We start from the raw sequence: 17,710 nt of genomic DNA, 5'->3' as shown, positions 1-17,710 counted from the left end.
TCGCTGATGGCATTGTCACAGTTTGTCGCCGCCCTGCTGGGCGGCGTTCTTCTGATCCAGGCAGGCGTGGTCCAGGCGGCGAGAACCGTCACGGACCTGGCCGACCGGCAGGTGACCATTCCTGAGACCGTGGACCGGGTAATACTGGGTGAGAGCCGCTATATACCGGCGCTGGCCATTCTGGACGGCGATGCAACGATTGATCGCCTGGCCGGCATATTGCCGGATTTCGAACAGACCGACCCCGGTGGTTATGCCCAGTATCTGGAACGCTTTCCCGCATTGGCGGAGGTGCCCATGGTGGGGCATGCATCTGCCGACAGTTTCAGTCTGGAATCGGTGCTGGCCATCGGGGCCGACCTGGCCATCTTCAGCCTGGAGGGCCATGGTCCCGGAGCCCACAACAGGGCGTTGATTGAGCGCCTTGAGCGGGCTGGCGTGGCGGTCGTGTTTGTCGATTTCCGGCAGCAGCCCCTGGTCAATACACCCCGAAGTATGGCCCTGCTGGGAGATGTGCTTGGCCGAGAGCAGGAGGCGCAGAGGTTCAACCGTTTCTACCGGGAGGAGCTTGCACGGGTCAGTGAGGTGGTATCTGACATCCCTCCGGACAACCGGCCCAGGGTGTTTCTCCACAGCCGGTTAGGCCTGCATGACAGCTGCTGCGAAACCATGGTCCGGGGAATGATGGGGCGCTTCATTGACGCAGCGGGCGGGCGCAATGTGGCGGCAGACCGGGTGCCCGGGGTTTCCGGTGTGATGAATCTGGAGTACCTGCTCAGTGACCCTCCCGATCGCTACCTGGCCACGGCCATTGGTTCGCGCAAGTACCAGGTGTCCGATGCCGATCAGCCCTATGTGATGCTGGGGGCAGGTGTTGATGGGCCGATGGCCCGCGAGTCGTTCCGGCGAGCGACGGATCGGCCCGGGCTTCGGGCCCTGGAGCCAATCCGGGAGCTGCGGGCCATGGCGATCTGGCATCACTTCTATAACACGCCGATGAACGTAGTTGCGGTTCAGGCGCTGGCTCGCTGGCTGCACCCGGAGGAGCTGTCTGAACTGGACCCGGAGCAAACCCTGGAAACCTTTTATCGGGAGTTTCAACCGGTGCCCCTGGATGGTCGTTACTGGATCACGCTTGGCGAGGAAACGCTATGACGTCGCCGAGTGCAGGCGCTGCCGCCAACCGGGCAGACACACCGGCGGATGGCGGGCTGGCGAGCCAGTACCGCCGTTTTGTGTTCCGGCGGGTACTGTGTCTGGCTGGTCTGGTGACTGCGGCGGTGGCTGCATTGCTGGTAGACATCGCCTCGGGGCCGGCCATGCTGGGTTTGCTGGACGTGATTCGCGGGCTGTTGAATCCTGAAAGCCTTGATGCCGGCACCCGGGTGATCATTCAGGACATCCGGGTGCCCTACGCGTTGATGGCGGTGGTGGTGGGCGCCTGCCTGGGCCTGGCCGGGGCCGAGATGCAGACAGTACTGAACAACCCCTTGGCCAGCCCGTTTACCCTGGGCGTCGGCGCGGCTGCCACCCTGGGGGCGTCGCTGGTGATCGCCTTCAATATCTCGGTATTGGGGCTGGCGGCCCATGTGCTGTTGCCTCTGTCGGCCTTTGTGTTCGCTGCGGCCGCCTCGCTACTGATTCTGGTGCTGTCACGCAGCCTGGGCGCTTCGGTGCATGCGGTGGTGCTGTTCGGTATTGCCCTGTTATTCGGTATCAACGCGGTGGTGGGCCTGATCCAGTTTATGGCCGACGCCGAGTCGGTCCAGCAGATTGTGTTCTGGACCATGGGCAGCCTGGCCAGGGCCAGTATGGACAAAGTGGCTATCGTGGCCCTGGTGCTGGCGGTGTGCCTGCCGTTTTCCCTTCGTAATGCCTGGGCCATGACCCTGCTGCGCAGTGGTGAAGAGCAGGCCCGCAGTCTGGGCATCCGGGTGGAGCGCATGCGCCTGGTGGTGCTGATGCGGGTGAGCCTGTTGACGGCGGCGGCCATGTGTTTCGTTGGGGAAATCGGTTTTATCGGCCTGGTGGCACCCCACATTGCCCGCTTGATGCTGGGGGAAGATCACCGTTTCCTGCTGCCGGGCAGCGCCCTGGCCGGGGCCGTCCTGCTGTCGTTGTCATCCATCGCCAGCAAGCTGCTGGTGCCGGGAGTGGTATTGCCTGTGGGTATTGTGACCGCACTGGTGGGTATCCCGCTGTTCATCACCCTGATCATTGGCCGCAGCAGGAGGGCCGCGTTGTGACCCTGAAGCTGCAATCCGTGAGCGCCGGCTACCGGAATCGATCCGTCTTCACCGGCCTTACCCTGCCGGAGATACCCGCAGGCTCACTGGTGGCCGTGGTCGGCCCTAATGCTGTGGGTAAGTCCACGCTGCTGAAATCCATCGCCGGCCTGCTGCCGATTGCCGGCACCATGACCTTTGCCGGGGAGAATCTGGCGGCGATTACTGCCCACCAGCGCATTCGTCGTGTCGGCTACCTGCCCCAACCACTGCCCCAGGCCATTCCCCTGGTGGCCTACGAAACTGTGTTCAGCGCCTGCCGCTCTGCCCGCGGCGACTGGTCCCGGGAAGAGACCGAGCTAGCGATCGAAGAGATTTTCGACACCCTGGGTATCCGGCAAGTGGCGCTTCGGCGACTGTCGGAAATGTCTGGTGGTCAGCGCCAGATGGTAGGGCTGGCTCAGGTACTGGTACGCCAGACACCATTGATGCTGCTGGATGAGCCTACCAGCGCCCTGGACCTGCACTGGCAGCTCAACGTACTCAATGCGGTGCGTGACACCACCAGCCGGACCGGCTCGATTGCCCTGGTGGCCAGCCACGATCTCAATCTGGCCCTGCGCTATTGCGACCAGGTTCTGGTGTTGTCTCCCGGCGGCCAGGCCGTGCTGGGCTCACCGGCACAGGTACTGACGCCGGAGCTGCTGGCCCAAACCTATGGTATCGAAGCCAGAATCGAACAGTGCTCTCGTGGACACCCCATCGTGCTGGCGGATCGTCCGCTATCCGCCAGTGTTAATTGACCCACTGATGTCGAGGAATCTGCCATGCCAACCATGAACGCCCAAGTGGCCACCACCGATCCCGGTCGCCTGATCAATCGCCTGTGCAAACACTTTCGCCACAAGATTGAGGCTGAGTGGACCGGGACCGATGGCAGGCTGACTTTCTCCATCGGTGAATGCCGGCTCGAAGCAGCAGACGGTAAGTTGCTTATGCGGTGCCAGTCACCCACCGAGACGGAGCTGGAGGAGCTGGGCCAGGTGGTAGCTTCCCACCTCATCCGCTTTGCCGGCGATGAGGTGGATAAGGTTCACTGGCAGGCCGCCAGCGACTGAGGTTGATCGCCGGTTTCCGGAACCCGCAGCCTCAGCTGGCGAAGGTCGCTGGATAGCACCCGGTAGCTGTCCGGGCCGAACCATTCCAGGGAGATGTCCAGAGGGGCCGGGTTGGCCAGCGACTGTTGCCAGTTTGCAAGCGTGTCCAGCAGTGGTCGGTAATCACAGGCGCCCTCCATCACCGGCACCATGCCTTGCCTTGAGCCTGCCGGTGAGTACACATTGGCCGGGGCAAACACGCCAAGCTGATCCCGCTGGTGGATATTCTTGAAGTGAAAATGCCTGACCCAGGGCGCCATCTTTTGCAGGGCAAGCTGTGGGTCCGCACCGGCCTCCCAGACATGCAGGACATCGAAGTTGATGCCCAGCGCCGGATGGTCAATGTCTGCCAACATTTCCAGGGTAGAGTCAACCGTATCGGCCAGGGTGCCGGGGTGTGTTTCCACCACCAGGGTCAGGCCTTCGTCCGCGACGCAACGGGTGAGCGTCTGCAGGCGTCGGGTCAGTGCCTTGCGCTGCCCCCGGTCAAGCTCGGCGCTGCCCTGATGGCCGGCAAACGTTCGCACTTTGGGTGCCTGCCAGTGCCGGGCCAGTTGGCAGAGGTCGCGGGTGTAGCGGATGGCCTCCTGTTCACCACCCTCCAGTGGCAGATAGTCGCTGACCATGGGAATGCCCAGTCCCTGGCTTTTCAGCCAGCGGCCATCCAGCCCGGGTTGCTGTAACAGGTGCCGGGCATGCACGCCCCAGAGTTCAATGCCGTCGAAGCCGGTGGCCCCGGCCCAGGTGGCCAGTTCCGGTAACGACACCAACTGGTGGCGGAATGAGATGGTACACAGGTGGAAGCGGATCATGGCAATACCTCCAGGTCGGACATCCGGGTGTCGGCGGTGGCGCCGGTGAGGTCGGGGTGTTGCTGCTGCCATTCCTGGAACAGCCCCTGCAGGCTGTCCTTGATGGCGAACTCCCGCCGATCCTGCTCGTCCAGCAGCTGCTCGACCCCGGCCAGCAGGGCAGGGTTGCCTGACATCACCAATTTCAGCGCCCGGTACTGGATTTGGGTGTAGGTTTTCACCAGCCGGTCAATGTCCTCGCACAGGGCCTCGAACCACGGATCGCCCTCGGCGGTGCGGCCCTGATCCTCCAGAAGCCAGGCAAAGGCGTGCTCGTAGGCGTACTTGCGAATCGCCATCACCGGAATCTCCCGAAATGCCCGGGGCAGGTTCGCCAGTGGTTGTCTGGCATCGGGCCCGGTATGGGCGCGCAGAATCTGCCGCAGGGCATCGGTAAACGGATTGGTATCCGCTTTCATGCACTGGGCAAAGTAGGCGGCAACCGTTTCCGCGGGCGTATGCCGGATTTCCAGACCGTCGAAACAGAAACCACCGGCAGCGGCCGGGGATCGGACCGATTCCAGAATCCGGGCTTTGGGCAGCACACCCTCCCAGCGAAAATCCGGGTCCGACATGAACCACTGCTCCGGGTCGTCCGTGGCTTCCAGCATCACGTAGTGGGGAAACGGGTTCTGGTGAAACTTGTTCTCCCGTTCCGGCAACCGGTAAAGGTCCAGCATGACCATGACCTGACGATCGGCAGGGCGCGTTTCCACCAGTTCAATCAGCCGGTCGATGTTGGCCTCTTTCGATTGCTGGTGGTTGTACCAGGGCTCAATGGTGACGCCATACAGCAGCCGGTACCACTCCCGGAACTGGTCGTGGCGGGTATGGGGCGAGTGGTAAGACAGAACCTGCTCCTCACTGACCGAGAAGTCCGCATCCCAGACGCCAAAGTAGAAGGGGCGGTGGTCCACACCCGGTGTGCGTTTGATGATCTCGCAGACACAGCTGACAAAACAATGCACTTTGATCACAGGGAAACCTCCGGATTGCCGGTGGCGACCAATAGCGCTTCCAGATCCTCAACGGTCTCGAGCTGATGGGTCAGCAGCGCTTCCTCCGGAACATGCAGGCCGTGCTCAAGTTCCAGGTGCACAATCAGTTGCAGCAGCATGATGGAATCAATCGCCAGGTCGGCGTTGAGGCGGGCCTTGGCCGAAAACACCGATAGCCGGGCGTCAGGTAGATGGTTTCGAATCACCGTTTCAATGGCGCTTCGGGTCAGGTTGGTTTTGCTCATGCCAGGACCTCCCGCTGACCCTTGTCAGCGAGGGATTCGCTTAACAGCCGGCGGCTGACCTTGCCGTTCGGGAGCCGGCTGATGCTTTCCACCTGTTCGATCAGTGACGGCACCTGGTGAGGTGACAGTCGGTCGCGGCTCCATTGTCGAAGCTGGTCGGTGTCGATGTCTGAATCCGCCACGAAACGCAGGCAAACCCGCTCACCGGCAAAGGCATCGGGTTGCTTGAAAGCCACCGCCTCGCGAATTCCTGGGTAGCCAAGGAACACGTCTTCCACCGCGCCCGGGTAGACGTTAATGCCGGCGACATTAATGGTGTCATCGGTGCGGGCCAGGAAGTGCAGCTGGCCCCGGTGGTCGAAATAGCCCAGATCCTTACTGTGGATGCGCTGTCCGGTGGCTTTTACCGTGATCAGGATTTCATCCGGTTGCCCGGCGGAGGCACCGGCCTGCACCGACAGGTGAGGCAGCGGGTGGCCCAGCAGGCCCGGCTCAGTCACGTCCGCGCTCACAGCCACGCAGCCGGCTTCGGAGCATCCATACTGCTGGCGCAGCCGCAGACAGCGGTCCCTAAGCTGAGTCAGCACCGGCGCGGGCAAAGGAGCCCCGGAGAGCATGACAGCATGCAGCATTTCCTGTTCCGGCAGCATCCGCATCAGCAGGCTAATCAGGGTGGGTGAGGCATAGAGCAGGTGCTCAGGCACCGCACGCAGTCGGGCAATAATGAATCGTGGGTTCAGATTGGTGACCACATGGGGTGCGATGCCCCGCTCCCGGGCAGCCAGCACACCACAGATCAGACCGTAGGAGTGGGTGACCGGACAGGCGACCACCGGCGTTAAGGCCCGGGCCTCAGTAAAATGGGCGACATAGGCGGCCAGTTCCCGGTCTATGTCGCGCCAGGGCCGGGTGATGGTCTTGGCCTTACCCGTGGTGCCGGAGCTGAGCTGAATCAGCTCACCACCCTCGGCCGAAGCCGTCCGTGTCACCCCGCCAAGAGTTTCCGGCGTTACCTCCTGCAGTTGCTCGCCGAACAGCAGGTAGCTGCAGCCGGTGTCCTCGGCCAGGGCTTTGGCAGCAGGGTAGGGTGTGCCGGGGTGAATGGGCAGTACGCTGGCGCCAAGGGGCTTCAGCCAGAGACACAGGGCCAGCCAGTGGGCGGTGTCTTGCAGGCAGACCGCAAATCGGCAACCGACCGGCGACTGGAACTCGGGCCGCTCCGCCAGGCCCCGGACAATATGATCACAGTCGGCCTGGCTGTAGGGGGTGTTGTCGACGTAAAACAAAGGTGCAGTCACGGTAACCTCTCGTGATGGTGATCGGTAGGGGGCATCGATGTGGAATCCGGTCCCGAAGCCAGGGGGTTGATTACCCGGAGGCAATGGCTTTGGTTGTCTGGCTGCAGCTTGCGGCGCAGCAGGGATTCGGTCTGAAGTGTTGACTGGTCCCAGGCCAGCCTGTGCAAGCGGGAGGTCAGATACGGGTGTTGCCGTGCGTAATCGGTCAGGATCGTCCTGACCCGGTCCCAGAAGCGGGTTTCGTTAAATCCGTAGGCCTCATCCAGCAGCAGCGCCAGCTCACTCAGATTGAAGATAAACAGGGTATCCATGACCAGTTCCCGCAGGGCTTCCGGGCCGCTCATACGGTAGTACTGGTCGTCTGGTGCCTGATCGTAGAGCGCCTGTCGCGGGCCAAAGTCTGGTTCAGGAGTGGCCGGGGGCAGGTAGTCACGGGCGTACTCGACGCTGTCGTGGAAATCCCGAAGCATCAGCGCCCTGGGCCAGCCGTCGCGCACCACCAGCAGACTGTTCTGGGCATGGGCCTCGAGGCCGACACCGTGGGCCGCCAGCATATGCCAGACCGGCAGGATGACGGCTTTGAGCGTGGCTTCCAGCCAGGGGCCCAGGCCGTAGTGCTCTACCCACGGGTGGATGAACGGCATGCCGTCAGGTTGCCACTGGAACAGGGCGTTCAGGGGGATGGCCTGCTCACCGTCATTAAGCAGGGAGCTGATGCTGGCACGCCAGATGGCGGCCAGTTCTCCTTCAAGCCCTGCACTGCCTGTGCCCCGGTCACGCCCAGTGTTAACGCCCAGGCTGGCATATTCGGGCAGCAGGCGGAGAGGGTAGGCAGCGTCGAATTGCGAGTCAGCGGCCAAAATCGCTTCAAGCCAGCGGCTGATGGCCGGCGCTGAAGGCACCGAGTGGGGTTCCAGGTGCCTGCGGGACGAGGTGTTATGGATGCCCAGTGGCAGTTTGATGCAGGCGTTCGCCGGCCGGCTGACGTTGAACAGGGACCGCAGTGACTGCCCCGGCCGGTAACGGTCTCCCAGGGGCCCCAGGCTTCTGATGCCCAGTGCGGAAAGCCGGGAGGCCTGGGGCCCCTGGCAGAGTTGCTGCCATTGCCAGGGGTGGGTTGGCAAGGCACCGCAGTGTTGCCAGTCAACGCCCGCCCGGTGGAATGCGGCCCGCAGCAGATAGGCCTGTTCCCGACCGAGTTCCGACTGCCAGAACGCAAGGTCCGGAGCCAGCAACTGCGAATCCAGATAGCGTCGGGGAACCGCCACCCAATGGAGACGGAACCCGATGCTGGTTTCCGGGCTATAGCGCACCAGGTCATCGCCCTGGAATCCCAGTCGGCTCTTGTAACAGGGGTGGTAGGGGTGACCCTCGTGCAATGCACAGTCCAGCGCTTCGCCGTGCAGGGCCCGCCGTTCCCGCGGGCCACGGGCCCGATACAGGGCGTCGAGTCTTTCGGTGTTTCCGATGGTGGCGACAAGTTCTTTTAACAGCGCTTGCTGCTGCGTGCTCGCGGCCGGCAACTGGCCGACCAGCCTGGCCAGCGACGTTGAGGTTGATGGTTGTTCCTGCCCCAGGGTCAGGGTGCTCATATCCAGCCGCAACCGGCCAAAGCCACGAACCCGAGCGCGGCAGCGCCCGGGCAGGCTGCCGATCCGGAACGACAGCCATTGCCAGCCGGAGCGGTTGTCATTGCATGGGCGGTAGGGGATCAAACGCTCAAACAGCAGGGCTTCCAGCAGTTGCCGGAGCACGCGCTGTGTTGGCGACTCGGTCAGGGAGATGACCGGGCTTAGCCCTGTCATCGGTGACGGTGTTTGCTCACGCAGCGCCATGATCTGCCCCAACAGCCTGAACAGGAAAACTTGGCTGCGGCGCTGCGTGCGCCAGACCGCGAAGAGGATTGGCAATACTGGTGTACACCGCCATTTCCAGCTCGGCATTCAGCTCATCAACATCGTGTACTCGAGTCAGCAGGTTGCCCTTGTACGGCAGGCGACTGTCCTCGAGCAGGAGATTGACCAGTGCCCGGGCCGGGCCATGGAGCCGGGTGTGTTCGGAGCGGAGAAACTGCCGAAACTGCCGGATCAACACCGATTCCGGAATCAGGCCGTCCAGGCCGAACCGGGCGATCACGGAGAACACCTGGTTGACGATCAGGTAGTAGCAGAAGCGGTCCCGGATCATGGCATCCCGGTAGAACAGTTCCGGGGTTTCCGACAGGTCCGGGCACTGCTCTGTCAGTTGTTTGCGAAACGTTTCCGAAAGGTAGTAACCCTGATTGTCCCGGTAGTAATAGCAGCGAGGATAGCCACCACCAATATCCAGCAGGCTGTTCTGCTGGTGTGCCTCCAGGGCAATACCGTGGTCGTCATAAAGCCGGAGCGCCGGGCCAATGGCGCAGGCAAGATAGTGCTGGAACCAGTCCAGAGTGACCGCGGCCATGCTTCGACTCTCGTTCAAAGCCAGGCCCTCGATCAGATCCATTAACCGGGAATTACGGCCGGGCATTGGATCCTGGGTCAACGCGGCCATGCTGATCACACCCTGGTCCTGGCCTGCAGTGAAGGGATTGTTCCGGAAAATGACTTCAAAGCCGCTCTCGGCCTGCCCGGGTAGGGAAACCGTCAGATAGGCCGGGTCCTGCAGGATGCGGAAGCCGGGTTCAGACTCCGCGAACCCGGTCTGCCGGATCAGTCTGGACATCACCACACCCGCTTTCAGCTCGTGAGCCTTGTTGACCCGGAGCGAGTTGGTCACTTTCACCGGAATGGAAAACTTCAACATCCATTCTGCCTGTTCACTGTAAACCGTGCGCACGGAAGACGTGGCAGAGAACTCCGGCCCCAGAGCGCCGAGCGGATGAATCAGCCCCTGCTCGATGGCGACCAGCACCGACGGCTGTGCAAGTAACCACTGCGCTTGAAGTGGGTGTGCCGGAACCAGAGTATGATTGTCTGGCAGGTTCAGGGAGGCATGGCCACTGTTCAACAGGGTTTCCGCCATGGTGCTGGCGGGCAATGGACCGTCCGAGTCTTGCTCCACGTAGTCTTGATGGACCAGAAAATAATGAAGCCGGAATCGCCCGCTTAGCTCGGGCGCATAAGCCGTTTGCTGCCATTCCGACATGCCCTGGCGGCTTTTGGGGGTGGGGTGAGTGGCGTGGCCAAACAACAACGACTGTTCTGAATCGATGAATCGGTTGGTCAAAAGCCGGGGGTCGTGGCGGCGCTGTTCCAGGTAACGGGTCATCACCCCGTAGCTGTCTGTTAGTCGGTGCAGGAACTCCAGTTCCCGGAGTTTACGAAGTTCCGGAACCATACCGCCGGAAAGTGCATAGAGCTCGCGTACCAGAAGACACATGGCCTGGAACGGTTCGATGTCTGACCAGCAATGACGACCGTTTAGCCACTGGCGCACCTTGCCATAGCGGTGCCGGCCGACGGGGGAACGGTAAAGGATATCGACAGCAAGCCGGGCCCGCTGGGTGTTCAGGGGCAGTTCGCACACCCATGAGCCGGAGAAACAGCTGCCGGGGTCATGAAGGCGTTGGCTGGCGGCCAGCCAGTGGCCGGGATCAATTTCCTGAAGATAGCCATGCAGGAAGGCCTGAAAACTTGCCTGTTCGGCAATCGCCCGGGCAGACGGTCCCATGTCGACACTCCGATTCCAGAATTTGGAGTAAATCTAAATGAGAATCGAGTGCAGGTGAAATATTTTTACATTTTTTACATTTGGTTTGGTGCGTTGATCACCCTCTGAGGACGGAAACGCAAAAACAGCGCCACGGCCAGCCCGAACGTGAGCCATTCGGCAAGGGGCAGTGCCACCAGTAGCGGCCACTGTGGCGCGAACTGGGCAATGCCTATCAGTAACAGCGCAGGAAGAATCAGGCTTCGGGAAAAGGCCACCAGGGCGGAGGGGATGGGTTTGTGCATGGCGGTCAGGTAAACCGACAACAGTACGTTAATACCGTTGACCAGGAATAACGGCCAGAGGATGGTCAGGAACCGGTCGGCCAGTTCGGCGGTGGCGGGGTCTGCGGCGGTGTCGAGAAACAGCCGGACGACCTGGTTTCCGAACAGCCAGACCGTGGCCACCAGCGCCAGTGCCAGGCTCAGGATGACGGTTGCCCCACAGCCCATAAAGCGCCGGATACGCTCGGCGTTGCCGGCCCCCAGGTTGTGGCTGATCAGCACATGCATGGCATCTGAAATGCCGTAGAACACCATCAGGCTCAGGAAAATCAGATAGTTCACGACGGTGAAGGCGGCTACCCCGGCCACACCCTGAGTGGTCATCAGCAGCCAGTTGATCAGCAGCATGACCAGCCCCACCGAGAGCTCGTTGATCCACTCCGAAACGCCATTGGCAAATGCCTGGGGCACTTCCCGCCAGTGTTTTTGATAAAGCCCGAAGCGCAGCTTGCGCTCCGGCTTGAGAAAATAACGGGCCAGAACGCCGAACTGCAGCACCTGGGCCAGGCCAGTTGCGATGGCGGCGCCACGCAAACCGTAATCCAGATAGCCCACCAACAGGGCGTCGAGCAGGATATTGGCGGCGGCCCCCGTTACCAGGGCCGTGGTTGCCAGCCCGGGGAAACCGTCCACCCGCACGAAGTAATACAACACCATGGTGACAAGCTGAGCCACCAGCACCCAGATGATCACCAGAAAATACTCGGACATCAGCGGGTAGATGTCCGGGGAGGCCCCCAGCACTCGATAGATCGCATCGTGGAACAACAACCCCGCCAGGGCCCCGGTTATGGCGAGGGCCAGCGTGGCCATCAGGCACTTGCTGAAGATCGCAGACGCGGCTTCCGTTCTGCCTTCGCCCAGATACCGGCCAGCCCGAACCGTACCACCAATGGCGAGGGCCAGTGCCATGCCAAACAGAAAGGTAAACCAGGGAATCAGCAGGTTCAGCGCCGCCAGCGCCTCGGCCCCGGCAAAGTTGCCAATAAAAATGCCATCAACAATGTTGGCGGTGGTCAGCGCCAACAGCCCCGCCACCGAGGGCAGGGCATAGCGGAAAAACACCGGCCAGAAGGGGCCAGTCAGTATAGGGTTGTCGGATTCCTTACCGGTATCTGCGTCCATCGTTCGCTTGCCCGTTACCTCAGTGAATCAGCCAAACAGCTCCTGCAGTTTCTCACCTGGATCTGGCGCGCGCATGAACGACTCGCCCACCAGGAACCCGTAGATGCCCCGGCTGGTCATGGCGTCCACGTCGGCGCGGGTCATGATGCCGCTCTCGGTGATGGTCAGCCGGTCGTGGCCAATGCGCTGGTGCAGGTCAAACGTGGTGTTCAGCGACACCTCGAAGTTGTGCAGGTTGCGGTTATTGATGCCTACCAGCGGCGTGCTCAGGGTCAGGGCATCGTCCAGCTCCTTGCCGTCGTGCACTTCCACCAGAACATCCAGCCCAATCTCGTGGGCAATGCCTTCGAGTTCCTGCATCTGCGCTTTGGTCAGGCAGGCGGCGATCAGCAGGATGCAGTCAGCACCAATGGCGCGGCTCTCGTAGACCTGATACGGGTCCACCATGAAGTCCTTGCGGATCACTGGCAAGCTGCAAGCCGCGCGGGCGGCTTTAAGGTAGTCCTCGTGGCCCTGGAAGAAATCTTTGTCAGTAAGCACGGACAAGCAGGCTGCGCCGCCTTTTTCGTAGCTTTCGGCAATGCGTTCCGGTTCAAAAGGGTCGCGCAGGATGCCTTTGCTGGGAGATGCCTTCTTGATTTCAGCGATCACGGCAGGCCGTTGTGCGTCGATCCGTTTCCGAAGGGCATTGGCGAAACCTCGGGCGGGCGCCTGATCACCGGCCATGGCTTTCAGATCGCTAATCGAAACCTTCGGTTTTCGTTCGTCTATTTCCTCCCATTTCCGGTCAACGATTTTCCGAAGAATAGTAGGAGTTTTGTCCAAATGTCTGTCAGTCATAGCAGGCCCGTATATGGTATGCGAGGCCGGCTGCGGGGAGGCTTTCCAAAACTCTCTGTAGCCAGGGATGGCTACAGCGAAGCCCTACAGGGACGTACTTGTGGGCGTGTTTTGGAAAGCCTCCCCGCAGCCGGTCGCCCAGCAGCAAAGTTAAAGGCGCGTGATCAAAAGCACTGTGAAAAATCCGCCAGCTCCGACATCTTGCCGGCAGCCAGGCCGGAACCCATCGCGTCCAGTGCCATGTCGACGCCCTCTTTGGCGGTCCTGGCCAAGCCGGCGACATAAATGGCTGCGCCGGCATTCAGGGCGATCATGTCTCGGGCTTTTTCGGTGGTTTCGTCGTGGCTGCGGCCGAAAGCGGCGCGAATGAGTTTCAGAGATGCATCGGCACCATCCACAGACAGACCCACCAACGACTGGCTCTTGATGCCAAGGTCTTCCGGGGTCAGATCGTACTCGGTGATTTCGCCGCTTTTCAGCTCCGCCACATGGGTGGACGACGCCAGGCTGATTTCATCCAGGCCATCTTTGGAATGCACCACCATAATGTGCTCTGCACCCAGGCGCTGCAGCACTTCCGCCATGGGCCGGCACAGTTCCCGAGAGAATACGCCAATCAGCTGACGAGTCACGCCCGCCGGGTTGGTCATCGGGCCAAGAATATTGAAGATAGTCCGGCAACCCAGTTCCCGGCGTGGGCCAATGGCGTGTTTCATGGCGCCGTGGTGGGCCGGGGCAAACATGAAGCCGACGCCGATCTGCTCTACGCAGCGGGCCACTTCCTCCGGTTTCATGTTCAGGTTGATGCCGGCTTTTTCAATCAGGTCGGCGCTGCCACTCTTCGATGACACGCCCCGGTTGCCGTGCTTGGCCACATACCCGCCAGCGGCGGCCACTACAAACGACGCGGCAGAGGACACGTTGAACAGGTTAGCGCCGTCGCCGCCGGTGCCGACGATATCCACCAGCGGGCTGGCGTTGACGGCGACCTTGGTGGCCAGCTCGCGCATCACTTCGGTGGCGCCGGTGATTTCATCGATGGTTTCGCTTTTCAGGCGCAGGCCCATCAGAAAGGCGCCGATCTGGGCGTCTGTGGCCTCGCCGTTCATCACGATGCGCATCACATCTTTCATCTCTTCCCGGGACAGGTCCAGATTGGAGGCAATGCGGTTCAGGGCTTGTTTCATGTCCATGGGGTGGGCCTCTTGTTATGTTCTCAGGAAGTTGCGCAGCAGTTCGTGGCCCTGTTCGGTCATGATCGACTCTGGGTGGAACTGCACGCCTTCAATGGGCAGGGTCTTATGGCGCACGCCCATGATTTCTTCAACGGAACCATCGTCGTTGCGGGTCCAGGCGGTGACTTCCAGGCAATCCGGCAGGGTGTTCTTGTCGATCACCAGGCTGTGGTAACGGGTGGCCTGCAGGGGGTTGTTCAGGCCCCGGAACACGCCCACGTCATTGTGGTACACCGCCGACACCTTGCCATGCATCACCTTGCCCGCGCGGATGATGTCGCCGCCGTACACCTGGCCAATGGCCTGGTGGCCGAGGCAGATGCCCAGGATTGGCAGTTTGCCGGCGAAGTGGCGAATGGCGTCCATGGAGATGCCCGCCTCGTTCGGTGTACAGGGGCCCGGGGAAATCACCAGTCGCTCCGGTTTCAGGACTTCAATCTGCTCAATGGTGATTTCGTCGTTCCGGTATACCTGCACATCGGCACCCAGCTCCGCCAGGTACTGCACCACGTTGTAGGTGAAGGAATCGTAGTTATCGATCATCAGCAACATAATCTGTTCCTCCGCCTCAATGGTCGTAGTCGTTGTAGGTCATGGCCACGGCACGGAAAATCGCGCGGCCCTTGTTCATGGTTTCTTTCCATTCGAGGCGGGGAATGGAGTCTGCCACCACGCCGGCGCCGGCCTGGATGTGCAGGGTGTTGTCCTTGATCACCGCAGTGCGGATAGCGATGGCGGTGTCCATGTTGCCGTTGAACGACAGGTAGCCCACGGCGCCGCCGTAGACGCCACGCTTCACCGGTTCCAGTTCGTCGATGATTTCCATGGCGCGGATTTTCGGGGCGCCACTCAGGGTGCCCGCTGGCAGGGTGGCGCGCAGCACGTCCAGGCAACTGGTGCCCTGTTTCAGGCGGCCGGTGACATTGGAAACAATGTGCATGACGTGGGAATAGCGCTCCACGATCATCTTGTCGGTCAGCTTCACGGTGCCGGTTTCCGATACCCTGCCGGCGTCGTTGCGGCCCAGATCGATCAGCATCAGGTGCTCGGCGATCTCTTTCGGGTCGGCCAGCAGTTCTTTTTCGAGGGCCTTGTCTTCGGCATCGGTGGCGCCGCGTTTGCGGGTGCCGGCAATAGGACGAACGGTGACTTCCTCGTCTTCCACCCGGGCCAGGATTTCCGGAGACGAGCCGACAATGTGGAAGTTTTCCAGATCCAGGAAGTACATGTACGGCGATGGGTTGAGCACGCGCAGCGAACGGTACAGGTTTAGCGGCGGTGCCTCGAACGGGATCGACATGCGCTGGGAGATAACGGTCTGCATCACGTCGCCGTCCAGTACGTAGCCCTTGATCTTGTCCACCGCCGCTTCGAATTTGTCCTGGCTGAAGCCGGAGATGAAATCGCTTTCGTCCACCACCTTGCCGCGCAGATGTTCCGGGGTGCGCGGGGCGTTGGCAGTCTGGCGGTGTAGCCGGTTTTCCAATTCGTCGATGCGGGCCTGTGCCGTTTGGTAGGCACCGTTAAGTGATGGGTCGGCGTGCACGATCAGGTGCAGCTTGCCTCGCAGGTTGTCGAACACCACGATTTCATCGGACACCATCAGCAGGATGTCCGGGGTGCCGATTTTGTCGGGCGGGCAGCTGTGGCGCAGGCGTTTCTCGATGTAGCGCACGGTGTCATAACCGAAGTAACCCACCAGGCCACCATTGAAACGGGGCAGTTCCGGCAGGTCCGGGGCGTTGAACCGTTGCTGGTAGTCGTCCACGAAAACCAGGGGGTCGTCCACTTCGGCCTGTTCAACCACCTCGCCGTTGCGGCTGACCTCAATGCGGTGGTCAAAAACTTTCAGCACTTCCCGGCTCGGCAGGCCAATAATGGAATAACGGCCCCATTTCTCTCCGCCCTGTACCGACTCGAACAGGTAGGAGTAGGGCCCACTGGCCAGTTTCAGATAGGTGCTGAGGGGCGTGTCCAGGTCCGCCAGTACTTCGCGGTATACGGGGATACGGTTGTAGCCGGCTTCAGCGAGCTCGTGGAATTGCTCGGGTGTCATGGTTCGGTTTCCTGAAATCTGATCTGCGTTTTGTCAGAACGGTGTTACACCGCTGTGACCGGTGGTGCGGGCAAGCAGGCATGCGCCATGGGCCCTGTGGCTTGCTCAGCCGGTGCGCCATCGCCACCATCGTGTTGCGCGGGTTGTCAGGATGCCTCGCGCTGCAGTCAGATTCAGTCCCTGCACGGCAGGAATCTCCCGAATGGATGTGTTCAAAGTAAAACGTCCTTGCGAGATTACAAAAGCTGGGCCAGCGAATCAACAACAGCGTCTGCGCCGAGGCTGTCTACCGGCCCGCCAAAATTGTAGCCATACCTCACGGCTACGCATGGGATGCCCGCCGCCAGGGCAGCTTTTACGTCGGCTTTGGAGTCACCGACCATCACCGTGGTACCACGGGTGCCGCCCAGTTGTTCCATGGCGTGCAGCAGCGGCGCTGGGTCTGGTTTCTTCACTGGCAGGGTGTCGCCGCCAACCGACAGCTCAAACCACCGGTCCAGGTCGGTTTTCTCCAGCAGTGGCTGAACGAACTGGTCCGGCTTGTTGGTCACCACGGCCATCCGGCAGCCCAGGCCTTTCAGGTGCTCAAGGCATTCGTTGACGCCGTCAAACACCACCGCATGGCGGCCGTTCAGTTGTCCGTAGGCGTGGTAGAAGATCGCCAGCGCGTCTTTGAACAGTGCGTCATCTTTGGGCGCGGCGGGTTCCCAGTCGGTTTTCCCGGCAAGGGCACGGCGCACCAGTACCGGGGCGCCATTGCCAACCCAGTTGCGTACTTTCTCAAGCCCGGCCGGGCTCCTGCCGAGGTGTTCCAGCATCTGGTCTACCGCAGCGGCCAGGTCGGGGGCGCTGTCCACCAGGGTGCCGTCCAGATCAAACAGGGCCACGCCCGGCCAGCGGGCGTTGAACAGACCTTTCAGGCTCATCCGCCAATCACCTTGCGGGCCTGCTCCAGTTCCTCGCGCATGGCGTCGATGGTGGCCTTGTAATCCGGGGTGTTGAATATGGCAGAGCCGGCCACGAAGGTGTCGGCGCCGGCTTCGGCGATTTCCCGGATATTGTCGGTTTTCACGCCGCCGTCGATTTCCAGGCGAATGTTGTAGTTGCTGGCATCAATCTTCTTGCGGGCTTCCTTGAGCTTGTCGAGGGTGCCGGGGATGAACTTCTGGCCACCGAAGCCCGGGTTTACCGACATCAGCAACACCATGTCGAGCTTGTCCATCACGTAATCCATGTGGCTCAGGGACGTGGCGGGGTTGAACACCAGCCCGGCCTTGCAGCCGCCGTCGCGGATCAGTTGCAGGGAGCGGTCTACGTGGTTGCTGGCTTCCGGATGGAAAGTAATGTAGCTGGCACCGGCGTCAATGAACATGCGGATCAGGTCATCCACCGGGGAGACCATCAGGTGCACATCGATGGGTGCAGTCACACCGTGCTTGCGCAGGGCCTCGCACACCATGGGGCCGATGGTCAGGTTGGGGACATAGTGATTGTCCATCACATCAAAGTGAACCACGTCGGCACCAGCGGCCAGTACGTTGTCGACTTCCTCGCCCAGGCGGGCGAAATCAGCGGAGAGAATGGATGGGGCAATCAGGTAAGGGTTCATCAAAGGCTCTCTTGATCAGGTGAGTTATCGGCGGCACAGGAACCCTGCTAGTCTATCAGTTTGCCAGGCATTTTCGCAGCGCGAGGTAAGCGGT

Annotated in this window: 17 protein-coding genes; 4 read left to right on the top strand and 13 right to left on the bottom strand. The window is 61.3% G+C overall.

The features are described 5' to 3' along the window. Positions 1–6 precede the first annotated feature (6 nt). From RVM24_RS14410 to RVM24_RS14395, 4 genes are read left to right on the top strand one after another with little or no spacing between them, the layout of a single operon-like run. Positions 7–1,155 (top strand): ABC transporter substrate-binding protein, encoded by a 1,149-nt coding sequence (locus RVM24_RS14410; RefSeq protein ID WP_431474270.1) that lies wholly within the window; start codon positions 7–9, stop codon positions 1,153–1,155. After that, positions 1,152–2,246 (top strand): FecCD family ABC transporter permease, encoded by a 1,095-nt coding sequence (locus tag RVM24_RS14405; RefSeq protein ID WP_374787430.1) that lies wholly within the window; start codon positions 1,152–1,154, stop codon positions 2,244–2,246. Before RVM24_RS14410 ends, RVM24_RS14405 begins: the two co-directional genes overlap by 4 nt. After that, positions 2,243–3,028, top strand: coding sequence for an ABC transporter ATP-binding protein (locus RVM24_RS14400; protein WP_061330792.1), 786 nt, complete (start codon positions 2,243–2,245; stop codon positions 3,026–3,028). Before RVM24_RS14405 ends, RVM24_RS14400 begins: the two co-directional genes overlap by 4 nt. 24 nt (positions 3,029–3,052) lie before the next feature. After that, entirely contained in the window at positions 3,053–3,343 is a 291-nt protein-coding gene (locus tag RVM24_RS14395) for a DUF2218 domain-containing protein (RefSeq protein ID WP_061330791.1), read from the top strand. Here the strand turns inward: RVM24_RS14395 and RVM24_RS14390 are convergent. From RVM24_RS14390 to rpe, 13 genes are all read right to left on the bottom strand, one after another. Then, the gene (locus tag RVM24_RS14390; RefSeq protein WP_061330790.1) at positions 3,319–4,194 is read right to left on the bottom strand and encodes a sugar phosphate isomerase/epimerase family protein; all 876 of its coding nucleotides are present in this window, start codon (positions 4,192–4,194) and stop codon (positions 3,319–3,321) included. The genes RVM24_RS14395 and RVM24_RS14390 overlap by 25 nt on opposite strands. Beyond that, positions 4,191–5,210: a DUF6005 family protein gene (locus RVM24_RS14385; RefSeq protein ID WP_061330789.1), complete on the bottom strand. Its 1,020-nt coding sequence runs from the start codon at positions 5,208–5,210 to the stop codon at positions 4,191–4,193. The genes RVM24_RS14390 and RVM24_RS14385 overlap by 4 nt, the downstream gene beginning before the upstream one ends. Next, positions 5,207–5,476, bottom strand: coding sequence for a phosphopantetheine-binding protein (locus tag RVM24_RS14380; protein ID WP_061330788.1), 270 nt, complete (start codon positions 5,474–5,476; stop codon positions 5,207–5,209). The genes RVM24_RS14385 and RVM24_RS14380 overlap by 4 nt, the downstream gene beginning before the upstream one ends. Further along, on the bottom strand, positions 5,473–6,774 hold the full coding sequence (locus RVM24_RS14375) for an AMP-binding protein (protein ID WP_061330787.1): 1,302 nt from the start codon (positions 6,772–6,774) through the stop codon (positions 5,473–5,475). The genes RVM24_RS14380 and RVM24_RS14375 overlap by 4 nt, the downstream gene beginning before the upstream one ends. Continuing rightward, complete coding sequence (locus RVM24_RS14370) at positions 6,771–8,684, bottom strand: IucA/IucC family protein (protein ID WP_374874965.1); 1,914 nt, start codon at positions 8,682–8,684, stop codon at positions 6,771–6,773. The genes RVM24_RS14375 and RVM24_RS14370 overlap by 4 nt, the downstream gene beginning before the upstream one ends. After that, positions 8,596–10,428: an IucA/IucC family protein gene (locus tag RVM24_RS14365; protein ID WP_061330785.1), complete on the bottom strand. Its 1,833-nt coding sequence runs from the start codon at positions 10,426–10,428 to the stop codon at positions 8,596–8,598. Before RVM24_RS14365 ends, RVM24_RS14370 begins: the two co-directional genes overlap by 89 nt. 74 nt (positions 10,429–10,502) lie before the next feature. After that, positions 10,503–11,876 (bottom strand): MATE family efflux transporter, encoded by a 1,374-nt coding sequence (locus RVM24_RS14360; protein ID WP_061330784.1) that lies wholly within the window; start codon positions 11,874–11,876, stop codon positions 10,503–10,505. A 27-nt stretch (positions 11,877–11,903) separates the two neighbouring features. Continuing rightward, positions 11,904–12,716: an indole-3-glycerol phosphate synthase TrpC gene (trpC, locus tag RVM24_RS14355; protein WP_061330783.1), complete on the bottom strand. Its 813-nt coding sequence runs from the start codon at positions 12,714–12,716 to the stop codon at positions 11,904–11,906. Positions 12,717–12,880: 164 nt separating this feature from the next. Beyond that, complete coding sequence (gene trpD / locus RVM24_RS14350; protein WP_061330782.1) at positions 12,881–13,909, bottom strand: anthranilate phosphoribosyltransferase; 1,029 nt, start codon at positions 13,907–13,909, stop codon at positions 12,881–12,883. A gap of 15 nt (positions 13,910–13,924) precedes the next feature. Then, positions 13,925–14,503: an aminodeoxychorismate/anthranilate synthase component II gene (locus RVM24_RS14345; protein ID WP_061330781.1), complete on the bottom strand. Its 579-nt coding sequence runs from the start codon at positions 14,501–14,503 to the stop codon at positions 13,925–13,927. 16 nt (positions 14,504–14,519) lie between these two features. Next, positions 14,520–16,007, bottom strand: coding sequence for an anthranilate synthase component I (trpE, locus tag RVM24_RS14340; protein ID WP_061330780.1), 1,488 nt, complete (start codon positions 16,005–16,007; stop codon positions 14,520–14,522). A gap of 236 nt (positions 16,008–16,243) precedes the next feature. Next, positions 16,244–16,933 (bottom strand): phosphoglycolate phosphatase, encoded by a 690-nt coding sequence (locus RVM24_RS14335; RefSeq protein WP_431474269.1) that lies wholly within the window; start codon positions 16,931–16,933, stop codon positions 16,244–16,246. Next, positions 16,930–17,616, bottom strand: coding sequence for a ribulose-phosphate 3-epimerase (rpe, locus tag RVM24_RS14330; RefSeq protein WP_061330778.1), 687 nt, complete (start codon positions 17,614–17,616; stop codon positions 16,930–16,932). The genes RVM24_RS14335 and rpe overlap by 4 nt, the downstream gene beginning before the upstream one ends. Positions 17,617–17,710 lie beyond the last annotated feature (94 nt).

Origin of the sequence: Marinobacter sp. KM021, from assembly GCF_050707965.1 — a bacterium.
Taxonomy (GTDB): Bacteria; Pseudomonadota; Gammaproteobacteria; order Pseudomonadales; family Oleiphilaceae; genus Marinobacter; species Marinobacter shengliensis.
The sequence above is the reverse complement of the archived record's forward strand: the minus strand, read 5'-3'. Positions and strand labels throughout refer to the sequence as shown.